At 54.0% G+C, this 19,265-nt stretch carries 20 protein-coding genes and 10 tRNA genes; 28 read left to right on the forward strand and 2 right to left on the reverse strand.

From position 1 onward, the window contains the following. Positions 1–17 precede the first annotated feature (17 nt). Positions 18–551 (reverse strand): cysteine hydrolase family protein, encoded by a 534-nt coding sequence (locus tag KNP95_RS09560; protein WP_021068167.1) that lies wholly within the window; start codon positions 549–551, stop codon positions 18–20. 142 nt (positions 552–693) lie between these two features. Between KNP95_RS09560 and KNP95_RS09565 the strand changes: the two genes are divergently transcribed. The 10 genes from KNP95_RS09565 to argF all read left to right on the forward strand — a co-directional run bounded on the left by KNP95_RS09565 (position 694) and on the right by argF (position 11,062). After that, complete coding sequence (locus KNP95_RS09565; RefSeq protein ID WP_214836815.1) at positions 694–969, forward strand: 4a-hydroxytetrahydrobiopterin dehydratase; 276 nt, start codon at positions 694–696, stop codon at positions 967–969. Then, positions 962–1,444, forward strand: coding sequence for a hypothetical protein (locus tag KNP95_RS09570; protein WP_236355776.1), 483 nt, complete (start codon positions 962–964; stop codon positions 1,442–1,444). Before KNP95_RS09565 ends, KNP95_RS09570 begins: the two co-directional genes overlap by 8 nt. Before the next feature lie 33 nt (positions 1,445–1,477). Next, a complete protein-coding gene (locus KNP95_RS09575; protein WP_021068170.1) occupies positions 1,478–1,795 on the forward strand; it encodes a hypothetical protein in 318 nt (105 codons plus the stop codon). Positions 1,796–1,942: 147 nt separating this feature from the next. Then, a complete protein-coding gene (gene argC / locus KNP95_RS09580; RefSeq protein ID WP_214836818.1) occupies positions 1,943–2,968 on the forward strand; it encodes an N-acetyl-gamma-glutamyl-phosphate reductase in 1,026 nt (341 codons plus the stop codon). A 13-nt stretch (positions 2,969–2,981) separates the two neighbouring features. Continuing rightward, positions 2,982–4,199: a bifunctional glutamate N-acetyltransferase/amino-acid acetyltransferase ArgJ gene (gene argJ / locus KNP95_RS09585; RefSeq protein ID WP_021068172.1), complete on the forward strand. Its 1,218-nt coding sequence runs from the start codon at positions 2,982–2,984 to the stop codon at positions 4,197–4,199. Beyond that, on the forward strand, positions 4,196–4,975 hold the full coding sequence (gene argB, locus KNP95_RS09590) for an acetylglutamate kinase (RefSeq protein WP_214836821.1): 780 nt from the start codon (positions 4,196–4,198) through the stop codon (positions 4,973–4,975). The genes argJ and argB overlap by 4 nt, the downstream gene beginning before the upstream one ends. Next, on the forward strand, positions 4,935–6,080 hold the full coding sequence (locus KNP95_RS09595; protein ID WP_214836824.1) for an aspartate aminotransferase family protein: 1,146 nt from the start codon (positions 4,935–4,937) through the stop codon (positions 6,078–6,080). The genes argB and KNP95_RS09595 overlap by 41 nt, the downstream gene beginning before the upstream one ends. Further along, positions 6,077–7,126 (forward strand): carbamoyl phosphate synthase small subunit, encoded by a 1,050-nt coding sequence (locus KNP95_RS09600; RefSeq protein WP_214836825.1) that lies wholly within the window; start codon positions 6,077–6,079, stop codon positions 7,124–7,126. Before KNP95_RS09595 ends, KNP95_RS09600 begins: the two co-directional genes overlap by 4 nt. Then, positions 7,119–10,139, forward strand: a complete 3,021-nt coding sequence (gene carB, locus KNP95_RS09605) for a carbamoyl-phosphate synthase (glutamine-hydrolyzing) large subunit (protein ID WP_214836828.1) — start codon at positions 7,119–7,121, stop codon at positions 10,137–10,139. Before KNP95_RS09600 ends, carB begins: the two co-directional genes overlap by 8 nt. Continuing rightward, entirely contained in the window at positions 10,136–11,062 is a 927-nt protein-coding gene (argF, locus tag KNP95_RS09610) for an ornithine carbamoyltransferase (RefSeq protein ID WP_214836831.1), read from the forward strand. Before carB ends, argF begins: the two co-directional genes overlap by 4 nt. A 47-nt stretch (positions 11,063–11,109) precedes the next feature. On the opposite strand, the gene KNP95_RS09615 is transcribed toward argF, so the two are convergent. Further along, entirely contained in the window at positions 11,110–11,835 is a 726-nt protein-coding gene (locus KNP95_RS09615; RefSeq protein WP_214836834.1) for a rhomboid family intramembrane serine protease, read from the reverse strand. Positions 11,836–11,898: 63 nt separating this feature from the next. On the opposite strand from KNP95_RS09615, the gene acpS reads away from it, so the two are divergent. From acpS to KNP95_RS09705, 18 genes are all read left to right on the forward strand, one after another. Further along, on the forward strand, positions 11,899–12,276 hold the full coding sequence (acpS, locus tag KNP95_RS09620) for a holo-ACP synthase (protein ID WP_214836837.1): 378 nt from the start codon (positions 11,899–11,901) through the stop codon (positions 12,274–12,276). Continuing rightward, the gene (alr, locus tag KNP95_RS09625) at positions 12,254–13,330 is read left to right on the forward strand and encodes an alanine racemase (protein ID WP_214836840.1); all 1,077 of its coding nucleotides are present in this window, start codon (positions 12,254–12,256) and stop codon (positions 13,328–13,330) included. The genes acpS and alr overlap by 23 nt, the downstream gene beginning before the upstream one ends. Positions 13,331–13,459: 129 nt before the next feature. After that, positions 13,460–13,738, forward strand: a complete 279-nt coding sequence (locus tag KNP95_RS09630) for a hypothetical protein (protein WP_021068181.1) — start codon at positions 13,460–13,462, stop codon at positions 13,736–13,738. Between the two features lie 5 nt (positions 13,739–13,743). Further along, a complete protein-coding gene (locus KNP95_RS09635) occupies positions 13,744–14,094 on the forward strand; it encodes a type II toxin-antitoxin system PemK/MazF family toxin (protein WP_029596222.1) in 351 nt (116 codons plus the stop codon). A gap of 139 nt (positions 14,095–14,233) precedes the next feature. Then, positions 14,234–14,560 (forward strand): STAS domain-containing protein, encoded by a 327-nt coding sequence (locus KNP95_RS09640; protein WP_021068183.1) that lies wholly within the window; start codon positions 14,234–14,236, stop codon positions 14,558–14,560. Continuing rightward, on the forward strand, positions 14,557–15,033 hold the full coding sequence (gene rsbW, locus KNP95_RS09645; protein WP_021068184.1) for an anti-sigma B factor RsbW: 477 nt from the start codon (positions 14,557–14,559) through the stop codon (positions 15,031–15,033). Before KNP95_RS09640 ends, rsbW begins: the two co-directional genes overlap by 4 nt. Then, complete coding sequence (gene sigB / locus KNP95_RS09650) at positions 14,999–15,799, forward strand: RNA polymerase sigma factor SigB (RefSeq protein ID WP_021068185.1); 801 nt, start codon at positions 14,999–15,001, stop codon at positions 15,797–15,799. Before rsbW ends, sigB begins: the two co-directional genes overlap by 35 nt. Positions 15,800–15,874: 75 nt before the next feature. Next, positions 15,875–18,001, forward strand: a complete 2,127-nt coding sequence (locus tag KNP95_RS09655) for a Tex family protein (protein ID WP_214836855.1) — start codon at positions 15,875–15,877, stop codon at positions 17,999–18,001. Between the two features lie 209 nt (positions 18,002–18,210). Continuing rightward, a tRNA-Asn gene (locus KNP95_RS09660) sits at positions 18,211–18,285 on the forward strand. 9 nt (positions 18,286–18,294) lie between these two features. Beyond that, positions 18,295–18,386: transfer RNA gene (locus KNP95_RS09665), tRNA-Ser, on the forward strand. Between the two features lie 27 nt (positions 18,387–18,413). Beyond that, a tRNA-Glu gene (locus tag KNP95_RS09670) sits at positions 18,414–18,488 on the forward strand. Positions 18,489–18,494: 6 nt separating this feature from the next. Then, positions 18,495–18,570 (forward strand) — tRNA-Val (locus KNP95_RS09675). Positions 18,571–18,593: 23 nt separating this feature from the next. Further along, positions 18,594–18,669 (forward strand) — tRNA-Asp (locus KNP95_RS09680). Between the two features lie 7 nt (positions 18,670–18,676). Next, positions 18,677–18,748: transfer RNA gene (locus KNP95_RS09685), tRNA-Gln, on the forward strand. Between the two features lie 10 nt (positions 18,749–18,758). After that, positions 18,759–18,834 (forward strand) — tRNA-Lys (locus KNP95_RS09690). Positions 18,835–18,865: 31 nt separating this feature from the next. After that, a tRNA-Leu gene (locus KNP95_RS09695) sits at positions 18,866–18,953 on the forward strand. A gap of 4 nt (positions 18,954–18,957) precedes the next feature. Further along, positions 18,958–19,034: transfer RNA gene (locus tag KNP95_RS09700), tRNA-Arg, on the forward strand. A gap of 10 nt (positions 19,035–19,044) precedes the next feature. Next, positions 19,045–19,121 (forward strand) — tRNA-Ile (locus KNP95_RS09705). Positions 19,122–19,265 lie beyond the last annotated feature (144 nt).

Genomic DNA, 19,265 nt, shown 5'->3' on the forward strand with positions numbered 1-19,265 from the left:
TTCCTTTCTGTTTTACGTCACTTCCCGGTCACAGTGGCCCCGAGTGTCGTGACAAAATGTTCGAGCGCCCAATCGTGGCCGACTGGGTTGAAGCTTTGGACGGCGTCGGCGTGGACGACGATTGTATAGCCGAGGTTGTACGCGTCGACTGCCGTATGGAGTACACAAATGTCCGTGCATACACCGACGAGATGGATTTCCGTGATGGCCCGTTCGCGTAAACGCAAATCAAGGTCAGTCCCGGCGAAGGCACTGTAGCGTGTCTTATCAATCCAATGGTCGGCCCGCGCTGCTGCCGCTTTGACGGTTCCATACAGTTCACGGCCTTCCGTGCCGCGGATGTTGTGGGGCGGGAAGAGCGTCGTCTCAGGATGATACGTGTCGCCGGCGTCGTGGACATCGTTCGCGATGACGACATAATCCTCGTCCGCAAACTCCTCGATTAACTGGACGATTCGTTCTTCTATGTCTTGCCCTGGTTTTCCACAAGTCAAACGACCCGTATCTGCGATAAAATCAAACGTGTAGTCGATCACAATCAATGCTCGCATGGCGAGATCTCCTCTCTCATATGAAGAATAGTTGGCTATCCTTCTTATTCTAAATCATTTTGCGTGAAGCGAAAAAGATTATTTTTGATCGCGGTCGGGTACTAGGTGTAAGAAGAACTGTTTGCGAAAGGGGAATCAGCACATGCTGCTGTCATCAACCGAACTGTCAGAGCAACTGTCCCGCTTAAACGGCTGGGACGTTGTCGAAGGGGAATTGCAAAAGACGTATCGTCTCGAGACGTTTCCAGAGGCGATTCAATTCGTCCATCTCGTCGCCGATTTGGCGGAGTCGCTCGATCACCATCCGAACATCTTAATCGAGTATCGGAACGTCACGTTGACCGTGTCGACGCATGACGAAGGTGGAATCACGGAGAAAGACAACATGCTCGCGAAAGGTTGTGAGGAGCTTGTCTAAGCTATTCATGACATTCGCCTCAGGTACGGTCGCTGAACGATTGCGTCAACAACCGGGTGTGCTCGTCGCAAACGGGACGGAAACGATTTTACTCGCCGAAGGGGACAAGTCTCCGTTCCAGAGCGGAAAGACGTTTCAAATCGAAGAAGCAGAAGGACAATTCGCCCCGAAAGGGAATATTGTCTATGCGAACATTCCGGTCGATTCGAACGCCCGGTCGCTCTTGTTCCATCGTTTGTTGAAAGACAAATCACGTCTTGGGTCTGGCCATAGCGGTTTTGCCGCCTATCGGCTCGGTGTCGACCCGGAAGACAACCACGGGGTTGTTTTCATCCAATTCACCGAAGGCGGGAATCGTTTTCGTGATTCGACCGACTACGTCTTGTTCCAAGAATGGCTGAAAGAAGCCGTCGAACAAAAAGGAGCAGGTCCAATCATAAAACACTATGTCGTCGATGGAGCGGATGACCTATAATAAACATAACGTCACGTTAGGGGAGGATTTTTTATGAACAAGAACTATTTCTGGTTAGGTATGGCCGCAGGTGCCGTCATCGGAGCCGGGGCATCGCTTCTCCACAGAGAGACGCGCGAGCAACAAGTCAGCCAGCTCAAGCATATGAAATCACGACTCAAGTCACACGATACGTCTACACAAGCTCATTCGGTCGGCCTTCAAGCCTCTTCGAAAGCGAGTTTGAAAGATCGTGTCATGGATTTGAAGGCACTCTATGAAGAGAACCAAGATACGATTCAAAATCTCGTCGAAGACGTGAAAGACTTGGTCGACGCGCTTCAAGACGCTCGTCATAAAAATCAAATTTAATTCATATCCACGGTCCGGTGCTGTTGCACCGGGCCGTTTTTTCGTGTTCTGGCAGGAACCTCTCTGCCTATTTTGTATAAAAATACAATTGACAGTATAAATATGCGTATGTTTTAATCAATTTATTCTTTTAAGGAGGTTCGGCAGATGATCACTTGTGGAATCGTCGGCGTCACGGGGTACGCCGGGATGGAGCTGTTAAAGCTGATCGGGAAACATCCCGAGTTCACGCTCGTCCGGGCGATGAGCGATTCGAGCGCCGGGTCGACACTCGCGCAACTGTACCCATGGTTAGAGATTGAGGATTTGACACTCGAACCGTTCCATGTGGACGCATTGGACGACATCGACGTCATCTTTTTCGCGACGCCAAGCGGAGTGTCGGCGCAATATGTGACGCAGTTGACGGAATATGAAGGGGTCGTCATCGATTTGAGTGGAGACTTACGCCTGCCGGCATCGAGCTACGAGACGTGGTATGGCAAACCGGCCGTAGCGGCATCGCTTCAAGCACAGGCGGTATATGGATTGACGGAATGGAATCGAGACGCTGTAAGGTCGGCCGATTGGATTGCCAATCCCGGGTGTTACGCCACGGCGGTCGCGCTCGGCTTATTGCCGTTCGTGAACGGAGGCTGGATCGACTCGAACGAAATCATCGTCTCGGCCTGCTCCGGCATCACAGGTGCCGGGAAGGGACTCAGTGCCAAGACGCACCACGCTCGATCCAACGAAAACGTGCAACTGTATAAAGTCCACACACATCAACACATCCCGGAGATTGAACAGACGCTTTATGCAGTGAGCGGGACGCAAGCGACCGTGTCACTCTCGACACACCTGTTGCCCATCAATCGAGGTATCATGGCGACGATGAGCGTCGTCCCGACGCTTGAGCAGAGCGAAGCGGATTGGGTGGACGCATTGCGACAGGCTTACGCGGATGAACCATTTATCCGGGTGCAACAAGGCGAACCCGAGATTCGGACGGCCGTCGGGTCGAACTACTGTCACTTGTGGGTGTATCTCGACCAACGAACGAATCGACTGACCATCATCTCGGTCATCGACAATATGCAAAAAGGTGCGGCCGGACAAGCGATTCAAAACGCCAATGTCCGCTTTGGATTAAACGAAACAGCCGGGTTGAATGAACAACCCCAATACATATAAGGAGGTAGAACGAATGATTGAAACAACGATCAGCCCTGTCGTCCACGTCGTCACGCCGAAAGGGTTTCAAGCGTGCGGGGTTCACGCCGGACTGAAACGAAAGCGTAAGGATTTAGCCCTGCTCGTCTGCGAACAGTTGGCTAGTGCCGCCGCGGTGTATACGACGAACCAATTTCAAGCGGCTCCGATTCAAGTGACGAAAGAAACGCTACATGCGTCGAGCGGGAAGATTCGTGCCGTCTTGATTAACAGTGGAAACGCCAACGCCTGCACCGGTCCGCAAGGGCTCGAGGACGCGTATACGATGCGCGATAAGGCGGCCGAACATATCGGGGTGAAACCGGAAGAAGTGGCGATTGCCTCGACAGGTGTCATCGGTCAACTGTTGCCGATGGAGACGCTCTTGAACGGGATCGATTTGCTTGAACCGATCCATGAGGAGACGGGGGCGGAGTCGTTCGCGGAAGCGATTTTGACGACCGATACGGGAACAAAATGTACGGGCGTCGAGTACACCGAAGGAGGCGCGACCGTGACAATCGCAGGTGTGGCCAAAGGCTCGGGAATGATTCATCCGAACATGGCGACTATGCTCGGCTTCATCACGACCGATGCCGTCATCGCGCCCGACGTGTTACAACGGGCGCTGAAACAGAGCGTGGACGCCTCGTTTAACAGCATCACCGTCGACGGGGACAGTTCGACGAACGATATGGTGCTCGCTTTGGCGAGCGGACTGACCGAGATGGATGAAATCATCGAAGGGACACCAGCCTATGACTGCTTCTGCCAAGCGTTGACGGACGTGTGCACAGATCTCGCCAAGGCGATTGCTCGTGACGGGGAAGGGGCGACGAAATTGATTGAGGTCGAGGTCGTCGGGGCGAAGACGGATGAGGCGGCTCGGATGATTGCGAAACAAGTCGTCGGCTCGTCGCTCGTGAAGACGGCCGTCTATGGACAAGATGCGAACTGGGGACGCATCATCGCCGCCATCGGTGCATCGGAGCAACCGATTGACGTGAACCACGTCGACATCCGCATCGGGTCACAGCATGTGCTGATGGAAAGTGCGCCGGTCTGGTTCGATGAGGCGCTCGCGACAGAAGAGATGGGACAAGACGTCGTCTCGATCCAAATCCGATTGCAGGACGGCACCGGACAAGGTCAGGCGTACGGCTGCGATTTGACTTACGATTACGTCAAAATCAACGCGAGTTACCGGACATGAAACAACGGAAAATCGTCAAACTCGGCGGGAGCGTTTGGGACACGCTCCATCCGGACTATTTCAAAGAATGGCAGGCATGGCTCGAGGCGGGACATGAACTTGTGATCGTTCATGGGGGTGGACCTGCGTTGTCCGCTTATTGCGAGCACCAACAAATCGAACCGGTGTTTCAAGACGGACGTCGTGTCACGACAGCGGACGTGTTGACCGGTGCCGAGCGCGTGCTCGCGGGGGAGATGCAGACCGAAATCGTCGCTGCCCTCGGTCGTCATCAGATTCAAGCGGTCGGTCTCTCGGGTGTGGACGGACAGACGCTGACAGGAAAGCAATTGGTGGAACTCGGGGCGGTCGGTGAAGTCGACCGGGTCGAGACAGACTTGTTCGAGCTGTTGCTCGCGGGTCGCTACGTGCCTGTCGTGACATCATTATTACACGGTACGGAAGGCACGTTGAACTGTAATGGGGACGATTGTGCGATTGCCGTCGCGGTCGCGCTGCAGGCCGACTGCTTCGAAATGATCACTGACGTCCCAGGTATCCGGATTGATGGGACGTTCCGTCAAACGCTGACACGTGAAGACGTCCAAACGGCCATCGCCACAGGGGATATCTATGGGGGGATGATCCCGAAAACCGAGGCGCTCTTAGCAGCTCTAGCAGGAGGGATTGCAGTCGCCGTCATCCGTGACGGCAAGGACCCGGTTCATCCCGGGACAACACTACAGGAGGTGCACCATGCATTCACTACTACCGACATACGGACAACGACATATTGAGATTGAGCAGGCGAGCGGGTCCTACGTGACCGATACGGCGGGGAAGCGGTATCTCGATTTCGTCATGGGCATCGCCGTCTGCGGGACGGGTCATCGTCATCCGCACGTGAGCCAAACGCTAGAGGCGCAGCTTCAAAAAGTGTGGCACACCTCGAACCTTTACAACATCAGCGGGCAAGCGCGCGTCGCCGAGACGCTCATGTCAGGGACGCATTTGACGCATGCGTTCTTCTGTAACAGCGGGACCGAGGCGAACGAAGGGGCATTCAAATTGATTCGGAAATGGACGAACAAGACAAAAATCGTGACGTTCACGAAATCGTTCCACGGTCGCTCGTTCGCCATGCTCGGGGCGACCGGACAAGACAAGGTCAAAGCCGGATTCGGCCCGATGGTGTCTGATTTTGTACACGCGCCGTTCAACGATATGGATGCACTCGGCATGATCGATGACGAGACGGCTGCGGTCTGGCTCGAAATCGTCCAAGGCGAGGGTGGGGTCGTCGTCGCTGACGCGGCATGGCTCGAAGCGCTTCAAGCGAAAGCGACTGAGCATGGTGTCAAAATCGTCGTCGATGAGGTGCAGACCGGGATTGCCCGCACAGGTACCCGTTTCGCGTTCGAACAGACACCGCTTAAACCGGACGTCGTCACGCTCGCGAAAGGGCTCGGTAGTGGTTTTCCTGTCGGAGCGATTTTGACAGCAGCAGGTGCGGAACACGTCTTCACGGCTGGCAGTCACGGTTCGACGTTCGGCGGCAATCCGCTCGCGATGGCCGCGGCGGAAGCGACGCTCGACATTTTGTTCGAGGCGGACGCACTTGCCCACGTCAATGCGATGGGCGCGCGATTACGAGCGGGCTTGGAACAATTTGTCGACGGAGAGACATTCACCGAGGTACGTGGACTCGGTTTGATGCTCGGGCTCGTCGCGACGCAATCGGTCGCGGCATGGATCGAACAGTTGCGAGACGCTGGCCTCTTGGTCGTTGCGGCAGGTCCTGACGTGATTCGCTTCTTGCCGTCTTTGTTGCTTACAGAAGCCGAAGTGGATGAGGCGCTCGCAATCATTGGACATGTGATTACAAAGGAGATGGTGTCATGACGGGGACAGTGACGTTACAAAGCGGTCAACAGTTCAACGGGACGTGGGAGACGAGTGCGCGCTCGGCGAAAGGGGAGGTCGTCTTCTTCACAGGGATGACCGGTTATCAAGAAGTGTTGACCGATCCTTCGTACGCCGGTCAAATCGTCGCGTTCACATATCCGCTCATCGGACAATATGGGTTGACCGACGCAGCATCTGAAAGTGCGGACATTCAAGTGGCGGGCGTGCTCGTCCAGACGTTAGCTGGCAACGGGGCGGCGACCGACTTGAAGGATTGGTTGGAGCAGTCCGGAGTGCCGGTACTGTCTGACGTCGACACGCGCTCGCTCGTCCATGCCCTTCGTGAACATGGGGATCAGTGGGGCGTGATGACGTCTGAATCGGATGTGTCGTTCGATGGGGACCTACATCAGATTACGGAGACCGTTTCGACGCCACGTCATGTGCGTCACGGCAACGGGGCGAGCGGACATATCGTCTGTCTTGATTTCGGCGTGAAGGCGTCGATGGTTCAAGCGATGGTGGAGCGAGGGTACGCGGTGACAGTCGTTCCGTTCGATACGACGGCCGCCCAAGTCCATGCGCTCGCGCCGACCGGGATTCTCGTGTCGAACGGTCCGGGAGACCCACGTGATTTAATCGACTACCTCGATGATGTGCGTGAAGTGTCACTGGCGTATCCGACACTCGGCATTTGTATGGGCCATCAACTGCTCGCGCTCGCCTTCGGGTGTGAGATTGAAAAACAGGCTTACGGACACCGCGGATCCAATCATCCGGTCCGGAACGTCCAGACGGGTGAAGTGTGGATGACGTCGCAAAATCACGGGTACGTCGTCAAACGGGACAGTTTGGAAGCGACGCCGCTCGAACTGCTATTTGAAAACGTTAACGATTTATCAGTCGAAGGGACATTGCACCGGACGGCCCCGATTCTCTCGGCCCAGTTTCATCCGGAGGCCAGTCCGGGACCAAAGGAAGCACAAGCCATCTTTGACCGCTTCGACGAAATGATTCAGCAAGGGGTGAACGTCTATGCATAAGAAAGTACTCGTCATCGGTTCAGGTCCGATTATCATCGGACAGGCGGCCGAGTTTGACTATTCGGGCACACAGGCGTGCCAAGCGCTTCGAGAAGCAGGCTGTGAGGTCGTGCTCTTCAACTCGAACCCGGCCACGATCATGACCGATCCCGGTTTGGCCGATCACACATACATCGAGGCGATGACGTTAGAGAAGGCCGAGTTGATTATCGAGACAGAACGTCCGACCCACTTGCTTGCCACGGTCGGCGGGCAGACCGCCCTCAATTTGGCGCTCGCCTTGGACGAGGCCGGTGTGCTCGAACGATACGGGATCGCCCTCCTTGGGACGTCGCTCGAGACGATTCGCGACGGGGAGGACCGCGAACGGTTCAAACAGAAGATGAACGAACTTGGGGAACCGCTCCCGGTCAGCACGACCATCGAATCGATCGAGGCCCTTGACGGCTTTATCGCCGAGACGGGCGTCCCGCTCATCGTCCGTCCGGCGTTCACGCTCGGCGGTACCGGCGGCGGGATTGCGGAGACGATTGATGCCGCCTACACGCTTGCGCAACGTGGTCTCGAGGCGAGTCCCATCTCGCAGTGTTTAATCGAGCAGAGTATCGCCGGGTATAAAGAGTTCGAATATGAGGTCATGCGCGACGCCAACGGGACGTGTATCATCGTCTGCAACATGGAAAACATCGACCCGGTCGGCGTCCATACGGGCGATTCGGTCGTGTTCGCCCCGGCCCAGACACTATCGGATGTCATGCATCAGACGTTACGGAGCGCCGCGTTCCGAATCGTCTCGGCACTTGGTGTCGTCGGCGGGTGTAACATCCAGTTCGCCGTTCATCCGACGGAAGACGCCTATTACGTGATTGAAGTGAACCCGCGTGTCTCACGTAGCTCGGCGCTCGCCTCGAAGGCGACCGGTTATCCGATTGCGAAGATTGCCACCCGTCTTGCCCTCGGGGAACGACTCGACGATTGCATAAATCCCGTCACGAACGGGACGATGGCGAGCTTCGAGCCGGCCCTCGATTATGTGACGGCGAAAGTGCCGACGTTCCCGTTCGATTTGTTCAATGGGACGGACCGGACGCTCGGACCGCAGATGAAAGCGACCGGGGAGAGCATGGCGATGGGCAAAACACTCGAAGAAGCGCTACAGAAAGCGTGGCACGGTGCCGGTGTCGAGCAGAGTCCGCTCTATCCGAGTTGGATGGCGACAGCTGATCCTGACGCGCTCTACGCTGAAATTTCGGCACCGACCGATCGTCGTCTCCTGGCGTGCCTCGCGTTACTCGATCGGGGAATCGCCACGGCGTCACAGCTTGAAGCGCTGACGGGTATCGCCCCGCACTTCATGATGACGTTCGAGCGACTCGTGACGACAATCCGTCTGGACCTGTCTATGAAAGAAAACTTGTTGCGAGCGAAACGGTTCGGTTTCACTGACGCCCAGATTGCGCAACAGATGAACGTCACGGCCGACGCAGTCGCAGCGATGCGGCTCGAACACGACATCCATCCGGTCTATCAGATGATTGATACGTGTGCCGCCGAGTTCGAGAGCCACACACCGTACTTTTACGGGTCGTGGCACGGGACGTCTGAAGTCGTGCCGAGCGAGCGCCCGAAAGTCGCCATCATCGGGTCAGGGCCGATTCGCATCGGGCAAGGTATCGAGTTCGATTACAGTTCGGTGCACGCTGTCTGGGCCCTTCAAAAGCTCGGGGTCGAGACGATTATGATCAACAACAATCCGGAGACGGTGTCAACCGACTTCACGGTCGCAGACAAACTGTACGTCGAACCGTTGACGTTTGAAGATGTCGTCCACGTATTGGAGGCAGAAGGCTGTCAGGACGTCCTCATCCAGTTCGGCGGCCAGACCGGCATCTCACTCGCCCGTGCGCTAGAAACCAAAGGCTACCACTTGCTCGGGGCGACGGCAGACGTCATCGATCAAATGGAGGACCGGGATCGGTTCTATCAATTCCTTGACGAAATCGGGGTGGCCCACATCCCTGGAGAAGAGGTCGGATCAGTTGACGAGTTGACGTCCGCGATCGATCGTCTCGGGTATCCATGTGTCGTCCGTCCCTCCTACGTCATCGGTGGAAAAGGCATGTATATCATCCGGACTGCGGCGGAGTTGGCTCAAGTCGAACCGCACTTGACTTATCCGCTCCTCGTCGATGCGTATGTCGATGGACGTGAACTCGAAGTCGACTGTGTCACTGACGGGAAAACCGTCTACGTTCCGGCCTTGCTCGAACAGATTGAGGCAGCCGGTGTCCATTCGGGCGATTCGACGATGATTCTGCCGCCGATCAAGACGTCACTCGCGCAACAAGCCGAGATTGAAGCCATCGTTCAAACAATCGGGCGAGCACTCACGTACCGGGGCGCGCTCAATATCCAATTCGTTTTGAAGGGCGACGTCATTTACGTGCTCGAAATCAATCCGCGTGCATCTCGGACGGTCCCAATCGTCAGTAAAGTGACCGGGGAACCACTCATCGAATGGGCGACGCTCGCGGCGTTCGGCCATGAGTTGGCAACCGTCGTCCCAGAGGCACGTCCGGTATGGAGCGGCTATGCCATCAAGACACCGGTGTTCTCGAGTTTGAAATTGCCAGGCGTCGACCCGCTCACCGGACCCGTCATGCGCTCGACCGGAGAGACACTCCAATTCAGCATGATCCCTTACGTGTCCGAACGGTTCTGTTACGATGCGACGACGACGCGCGTCATGAATCGGACTGAGACCGTAGCCGGCCAAGGCTGGTCGTCATATAGTGATCAAACGCTTGATGAGACGACCGAGTTCCAAAACGTGTCGGTCCTATTCTCGAACGCACCAGAAGAGCAAGCGGCACGTGAGACGGCGGTCCGAAATGGCGTCCACGTCATCTCGGAGACACATCTTGCCGAATACTATCAACAAGCGATGCAAGCGGAACCGATGCGGGTCCGTTCACTTCAAACGATGCAGACAGGAGAGGGACTACCATTATGACGACGAAAACCATCAATCATCTACTGACACTCGAGGAACTGACTCCGTCCGCCCTCGACGACTTGCTTGGACTCGCGGCCGAAGTGAAACGACAGCCGGAAGCGTTCCAGTCGGCGCTCGCCGGCAAGAAAGTGGCGCTCTTGTTCGAGAAGGCCTCGACCCGGACCCGGATGTCGTTCGAGGTCGGTGTCGTCGAACTCGGCGGTTATCCGCTGTTCTTGAGCAGCAGTGATTTACAAATCGGGCGTGGGGAACCGCTGACGGATACGATACAAGTCATGAGCCGTTATGTCGATGCGCTCATGATTCGGACGTACGCCCACGCGACGGTCGAGACGCTCGCTTCGGCAGGTTCGATTCCAATCATCAACGGATTGACCGATTCCCATCACCCGTGCCAAGTACTCGCCGACTTGTTGACGGTCGAGGAAGTGTTCGGCACGAGAACAGGGAAGACGTTGACGTACATCGGCGACGGGAACAATATGGCCCACTCGCTCATGATCGGGGGCGCGCTCAGTGGGATGCGCATCCGCATCGCCTCGCCAGAAGCATATACGGTCGAGACCGAGATTTTCGAACGAGCGAATGAACTCGCGGCAACGACAGGGGGGAGCATCACGCTTTGGCAAGACCCGGTTGCTGCCGCCACGGGTGCGGATGTCATTTACACGGATGTGTTCGCGAGCATGGGGCAAGAAGCGGAAGCGGCGGAACGGTTGACGCAGTTTGCGACGTTCCAAGTCGATGCTTCGCTCATGCAGCAAGCGAAGTCAGAGGCGATTTTCCTACACTGCCTCCCGGCCCATCGCGGCGAAGAAGTGACGGCCGACGTCATCGATGGTCCGCAGTCGGTCGTGTTCGATCAAGCCGAGAATCGCTTACACGCGCAAAAGGCGCTCATGCTCACTTTGCTCGCCTAAACAAAAGAGAGGATTCGCCGTTGGGGCGAATCCTCTCTTTATTACTGTCATAAGAAGCGGGCGAACAAACCGAACACGGCCAGTCCGACGATCACGTAGAAAATCCATTTGCCTTCACCCGTATGAATGATTGGGGGCGAATACTTGCGCGGCTTGTACTTTCCGTAGCGGAGCGGGCGCGAGTATGGGACCGCGAACCGGGAGAGCGGGATTGCGAGCACAAATCCGGCGAGGAAACCATACACATGTCCCCACAGTGATACGTTCGCCCCGATGAGCGTGAACACGGCGCTGATGGCGACGAAGATATAGACGAGTCGCGCGTCCTGGCTATAGATGAGCGTTCGGCGGAACCGACCGATGTACACGTAGAAGCCAAGAATCGCTAAAATCGCACCGGACGCACCGGCTTGCAGATAAAACAGTTCACTCACCGTGAAGTACGTCAGCAGGTTGGCAAGCACACCGGCGACGATATAGAACACGGCGAATTTGATATGGCCGACCATGCGTTCCATGGCAGGTCCGAAGATAATCAAAGCGAACGAGTTGAACAGCAAATGACCGAGCCCTAAGTGGATGAAGTTGGCCGTCAAGAGACGGTACCATTCCCCTTGGGCGAGCGCGAGATGGAACGACCCACCGAGTGCGACGATTCGGAGGTCAGGTACCAAAGAATCGATGACAAACACGAGCAGTTGGATTACAATGAACAGCGTTACGAGCGGATACGCTCGGACGAACGTTTGAACATTCTCAGTACGACTAAACATAGCATCACCTCTTTCCTTAATTGTATAAGGAAACGAGTGAAAAAGGAAAGGAGCGAGTGTCCTGTGATTGTGGGAATCGGAATCGATATCGTCGAGCTCGAGCGGATTGCTCGCTCGCTCAAAAATGACCGTTTCGTCGCGCGTCTGTTGACCGAAGCTGAGCGGGCGCTCGCCGACGCCTATCCAGAACAACGCCGCATCGAATTCGTCGCTGGACGGTTCGCGGCGAAGGAAGCGTATGCCAAAGCGGTCGGGACCGGGATTGCCCGGGGCCTGTCGTGGCAACAAATCGAAATCTTACCGGATGAGGCCGGGCGACCACATATGACGGCGCCTTACTCAGGCCGGATTCATGTGAGTATCAGCCACAGCGAGCAATACGCCGTGGCACAAGTCATCATTGAAGAGGGGGATCACGATGTTTCGTCCAAGTTGGATTGAAATTGATCGGGCGGCGATCAAGCATAACGTAATCGAAATCAAAAAACGGATCCCGCAAGCGCTCATGGCCGTCGTCAAAGCGAACGCTTACGGACATGGAGCCGTCGAAGTCGCGAAAATCGCACTCGAGAACGGGGCAACGATGCTCGGCGTGGCCTTGCTTGAAGAAGCCATCGAGCTCCGAGAGGCCGGGATTAAAGCGCCGATTCTCGTCATGGAGGCCCAGTTCCCAGAAACTGCGGGCGTCGCAGCCGAACACGATGTGACGTTGTCCGTCTTTTCGGCCGACTGGTTGCGTGAGGCGTGCACACATCTATCTGACCGTCCACTCACCGTTCATGTGAAAGTCGACACGGGGATGGGTCGTCTCGGTTTGCGGACCCGCGCCGAACTTGATGCCCTTTTAGAAGCGGCAGATGACCGTTTTATCGTCGAAGGGATTTATACGCATTTTGCGACAGCGGATGAGCCGGACAGCCAGCTATATTATGAGCAGCAGGAGCGGTTCGGTCAGTTGATAGATGGACTCCATTCGCAATTCCGCTACATTCATACGTCAAACTCGGCCGGAGCGATCCGCATGGCCGGACAAGATGTGCCGTATAACTTGGTCCGGGTCGGCATCGCGCTCTATGGATTGTATCCGTCGGCTGAGATGGCTTCCTTCTATTCATTCTTACGTCCAGCCTTCGCGTTGAAGAGTAAGCTCATGCAAGTGAAGCAACTCGAGGCCGGACAGACGATCAGCTACGGGGCGACGTATACGACGACTGAAGATGAGTGGATCGGTACCGTGCCGGTCGGATATGCCGACGGCTGGATTCGTAAAGCGAGCGGCTTTAAAGTCGACGTAAACGATCACCGTTGTCCGATTGTCGGTCGTGTCTGTATGGACCGCTTCATGGTGAGGCTTCCCGAGTCAGTTCCGGTCGGGACGGTCGTCACGCTCATCGGCGGACCGGTCGCGATTGATGAACTGGCCACGCATCTCGAGACAATCAATTACGAGGTCGTCTGTCAATTGACGAGCCGCCTCCCACGACGTTATGTGTAAAGCGGAAAACGTGTGAAATTATCTGAATTCTTTCGGGAATCCTCTATATTTTCCCAAACTCGCGTGTTATATTGGTAAAGAACGCGGGAAGATTTCCGCCAGTCATTGAAACGATTCTGGAGGTGTAAGATGTTGAAACAGCGAACTGCGGGTGCTTTAGCGTCCGTTCCAGATCGGTTCTCGCAACATGTGGGTCCGATTTCGATGAAAGATCGTGAATCATTGTCATTGAACGATGTAGTGACGTACTTGTCCAAAGAAATTGCTGATCGACAACAAACACTGCGCGAAGAATTGGCGAGAGGCTATCAAGAGATGGCCGCGTTTAATTTGAATATGGCAGAAGAGATGCTGATGATTGAGACGGAAGCCGAACATGCTCTCTTACGTCAAGTAAGCGGGGTGTGAGCGGAGTGATCGTAAAGCGTGGTGACGTGTTTTATGCGAATCTGTCGCCCGTAGTCGGTTCAGAGCAAGGTGGAGTTCGTCCGGTTCTCGTCATTCAAAACGATATCGGCAATCGCTTTAGCCCGACCGTCATTGTCGCTGCGATTACGGCTCAGATCCAGAAAGCAAAACTGCCGACTCATGTAGAGGTATATCAAGTCAAACATGGTCTCGAACGAGATTCCGTGATTTTGCTTGAACAGATTCGAACGATTGATAAGCGTCGTCTGACAGATAAAGTCACTCATCTCGATGATGAGACGATGCACAAAGTTGACCGAGCGCTAGAGATTAGTCTGGGATTAATCCCTCTCTAGCTTACATATAAAGAAACCGATACATGGGTATCGGTTTTTTTTCAAAAAATCTTCAAAAAATAGTTTAGAATTCTGTAAAACGGGAATTTAGTTTAATCGTACTCAATTTTTCTGTACGCACATTAGGAGGGAATATACGATGGATTTAGCGATTCGCGAGCAAGTCATTGGAGAACAATTACACCTTTACGTATCCGGAGAAGTGGATACATATACCGCACCAAAATTGAAGGAAGTCTTGCACCCGGCTATTACGGAGCAGGATGTTACCGTTCATTTGGATGAAGTGGACTATATGGATTCAACTGGTCTTGGCGTATTTGTCGGTGCCCTTAAAATAGCCAAACGTAACGAGAAAGAGTTGTCGCTCGTCGGCGTCACCGACCGCGTCAACCGTCTCTTTGAATTGACAGGGCTGCACAAGTTGCTTTCGATCAATACAAACGTAAGAGGTGGCACGCAATGAGTAACATCGAACAGACGGTGATGACGTTCCCGGCCAAACCGGAGTATGTCGGTGTGGTCCGTTTAGTCGTCTCAGGAATCGCTAACCGTATGGGATATACGTACGACGAGATCGAGGATATTAAAATCGCGGTCTCGGAAGCCTGTGGCAATGCTGTTCAACATGCTTATGAAGATCAAGAAGGTGAAGTGAAGCTTACGTGTGGCGTCCATCAAGATCGTCTCGAAATGACGATCGAGGACTCGGGCAAAACATTTGCCGACGATGTGAAACGCCAAGCGGCACCAGTCGAAGAGACGGCTGAAATCGAATCGCTTCACGAAGGGGGACTCGGTCTTTTCCTCATTGAAGCCTTAATGGATGACGTCTCGATCAACAAGGACAATGGTGTCAAGGTGACGATGACGAAACTCCTTAACAGGGACGAGGTGGATCAGAGTGCCAGCAAAATCTCAACAACGCCATCACAGTGATGATGAAGTATTAGAGTGGATCGAGCGTTATCAACAGGACGATCAAAATGAAGAAGTCCAAATGCTCCTCATCAACCGATACTCGGACCTCGTTGAGGCGCTTGCACGAAAGTTTTCGCGAGGCCGGGCCATTCATGACGACCTCGTTCAAGTCGGAATGATCGGACTTCTCGCTGCCCTTCGTCGTTTCGACCCTGAGTTTGGACGCAGTTTCGAGTCGTTTGCCGTTCCGACGATTATCGGTGAAATCAAGCGTTTCATCCGTGACAAAACGTGGAGCGTCCACGTTCCACGCCGGATTAAAGAGCTCGGACCGAAAATCAAGAAGACGGTCGAAGAATTAACGACCGAATTGCAACGTTCACCACGCATCGATGAAATCGCCGATCACCTTGGTGTTTCCGATGAAGAGATTCTCGAAACGCTCGAGATGGGTAAGAGCTACCAAGCCCTTTCCGTCGACAGCTCAATCGAAGCGGACAACGAAGGTTCGACCGTCACGCTCCTCGACCTCGTCGGGAGTCAAGAACGTGGTTACGAATCGGTTGACCAGCGCCTCATCCTTGAAAAAGCGTTCAGCGTGTTGAATGAACGGGAACAGGCGATTCTGGAATGTGCTTATTATAAAAACATGAGCCAAAAAGAGACGGGTGAGCTCCTTGGGATTTCACAGATGCACGTATCGCGCTTACAGCGTCGTGCGCTCGAAAAATTACGCGAGGCCATCAAAGTCCCGCTCAATGAAGTATTCTCAAACGATGACTAAACGGTCATCGTTTTTTTGTCGTCCACGCGTGAGTTTGCTACACTTCAAGAGAGAAGAGAAAAGGAAGTGATTCGATTGATTACGAAAATCGCAAAAGATTTGAAGTTGAAGACGTGTCAAGTCGAGACGGTGCAACAACTCGCCGCGGACGGAGCGACGATTCCGTTCATGGCCCGGTACCGTAAAGAAATGACCGGTAATCTCGATGAAGTGGAAATCAAAGCCATTCTCGATGCCTTACAATATGAAGAGAGTTTGCACAAACGTAAGACGGACGTCCTCGCCAAACTCGAGGAACTCGAGAAGGCGACACCAGAGTTGACCCGTGCGCTTGAAACGGCGACGAGCCTGCAGCAAGTCGATGACATCTACCTTCCGTATCGTCCGAAGCGACGGACGAAAGCCGAACAAGGTCGGGAGAAAGGGCTCCAACCGCTCGCTGACTGGTATCGTCAACCAACACCATATTCGGTGACCGAAGCGCAGTCGTTAGCAGGGGACCTCTCGCTTGAAGAAGCACTTCCGTTCGTCCAATCGATTATCGGGGAGGAGTGGGGCGAAGTGGCGACGCTTCGACAATCACTCCGTACACGAGTCCGGAAAGAGGCGCTCCTTCGTTCACAGAAGAAAAAGCAGGCGGAAGATGAGAAAGAAGTGTTCGCCCAGTATTATGAATATGAAGAGAAAATCGCAGGAATCGTCCCACACCGAATCCTCGCCTTGAACCGTGGAGAGCGCACGGATGTGTTGCAAGTGAAGATCGTCTTCGACGAGACGGGTTTCATGCGACAAGCGCTCGGTAAGTTTGACCGCTTGCCAACGGGGAAACGCGAACTCGTTACGCTCGCCGTGAAGGATGCCTTCAAGAAGTCGGTGTTCCCGGCCATCGAACGCGAAGTCCGGAGTGAGTTGACCGAGACGGCTGAAGAACAGGCAATCGATGTGTTCTCAAAAAACTTGAAACAACTCTACATGCAACCACCGCTTCGTGAGGTCGTCGTCCTAGGAATTGACCCAGCCTATCGCACAGGTTGTAAATGGGCCGTCGTCAATGAAATTGGAAAAGTCGAAGAGGTCGGTGTCTTCTATCCGACGGCACCGAAACACGATGTCGCGGGCTCAGAGAAAGTGTTGGCGTCGCTCGTGAAACGTTATCCAATCTCGGTTATCGTCATCGGGAATGGGACCGCATCCCGTGAAACGGAGCAATTCGTATCGAACTGGCTAAAGAAGGCGGAACGCGAGATAGCCTATGCCATCGTCAACGAGGCGGGGGCGAGTGTCTATTCGGCTTCAGAAATTGCTCGATCAGAGTTCCCGGAATTGAAAGTGGAAGAACGTTCGGCCGTCTCGATTGCTCGACGCATTCAAGACGCGATGGCGGAACTCGTCAAAGTCGATCCGCAGTCTGTCGGGGTCGGGCAATATCAGCATGACGTCAGTCAGAACAAGTTGAAAGGGTCGCTCGAGTTCGTTGTCGAGAGTGTCGTCAACATGGTCGGCGTCGATGTGAACCGGGCTTCGGAGTCACTGCTCACGTATGTATCCGGATTGAATAAGACGACGGCTAAAAACATTGTCGCGTATCGTGACGAGTTCGGCCGGTTTGATACACGGAAAGAAATCAAGAAAGTACCACGTCTTGGAGCGAAGGCGTATGAACAAGCAGCCGGCTTTTTACGGATCACGAACGGGAGTGATGTGCTCGACCAGACGGAGATTCATCCAGAGAGCTATAAACTGACACTCTCTCTATTGAAGGAACTCGGTGTTTCAAAGCAAGCGGTAGGCACGGCCGAACTGCGGGAACGATTAAAGACGGTCGATGCCAAAGTGCTAAGTGAGAAGCTAGATGCCGGATTACCGACAGTCGAAGATATCTTGAAGTCGCTCGCGAAGCCTGGACGTGACCCGCGCGAAGATATTCAGAAACCATTGCTTCGGACCGACGTCATGAACTTGGAGGACCTTCAAGTGGGGATGGAGTTCCAAGGGACGGTGCGAAACGTCATCGACTTTGGGGCGTTCGTTGATATCGGGGTGAAGCAAGATGGACTCGTCCATATTTCGAAATTGTCGAATCGCTACGTCAAGCATCCGCTTGATGTCGTCGCAGTCGGTGATATCGTCACCGTATGGATCGAACAAGTGGACGCCAATCGTGGACGGATCAGTCTCACGATGTTGGAGCCGAAGCATTAAATAAGAAGGAACTAGTACCGGGCAAAATGTTTTTCATTTTGCTCGGGTTTTTTTATAAAAAAGTGTTGACGGTCTTTTCTGCCCGTGCTATCTTATAGAAGTCGCCGAGAGACGACATGGAATATTAAAGCTTTTCTAAAAAAGTGATTGACAGGTTTCTGGTTTGCGGTTACAATTTAAATCGTTACTTCGATAAATTCAAGCAACGTTCCGCAATAGCTCAGTGGTAGAGCAACCGGCTGTTAACCGGTAGGTCGTAGGTTCAAATCCTACTTGCGGAGCCATTTTATTTTGGAGACGTACCCAAGAGGCTATAAGGGGCTCCCCTGCTAAGGGAGTAGGCTGGGAAACCGGTGCGAGGGTTCGAATCCCTCCGTCTCCGCCACTTAATTTTTAGAAAACACATACATCTGGCCCGTTGGTCAAGCGGTTAAGACACCGCCCTTTCACGGCGGTAACACGGGTTCGAATCCCGTACGGGTCACCATCATACGGAGGATTAGCTCAGCTGGGAGAGCACCTGCCTTACAAGCAGGGGGTCGGCGGTTCGATCCCGTCATCCTCCACCATTTCAAATTTAAGCACGTATAACGGTCTTGTGGTGTAGGGGTTAACATGCCTGCCTGTCACGCAGGAGATCGCGGGTTCAAATCCCGTCAAGACCGCCATTTACGTTGGGCCGTAGCCAAGTGGTAAGGCATCGGATTTTGATTCCGACATGCGAAGGTTCGATCCCTTCCGGCCCAGCTTATAATTTGAGTCATTAGCTCAGTTGGTAGAGCATCTGACTTTTAATCAGAGGGTCGCAGGTTCGAGCCCTGCATGACTCACCATTTTTTATCCCTCGTAACACCTTAATACGCTGCGGTCGTGGCGGAATCGGTAGACGCGCTAGGTTGAGGGCCTAGTGGTGGTTAACACCGTGGAGGTTCAAGTCCTCTCGACCGCACCAATATGCACCCTTAGCTCAGCTGGATAGAGCGTTAGACTACGAATCTAAAGGCCGGGAGTTCGAATCTCTCAGGGTGCACCATTTTTATTATGGGCCTATAGCTCAGCCGGTTAGAGCGCACGCCTGATAAGCGTGAGGTCGGTGGTTCGAGTCCACTTAGGCCCACCATTTAAACTGACGAACTTTGAAAACTGAACGATGAGGCAAAAAAAGTTTTACAATGTTTGAATGAAGCGCAAGCTTCGTCATTTTTAAAGAGCTATATCAAATTCTTTGGAGAGTTTGATCCTGGCTCAGGACGAACGCTGGCGG

It is taken from the genome of Exiguobacterium sp. s36 (assembly GCF_018618345.1).
Lineage (GTDB): Bacteria > Bacillota > Bacilli > Exiguobacteriales > Exiguobacteriaceae > Exiguobacterium > Exiguobacterium chiriqhucha.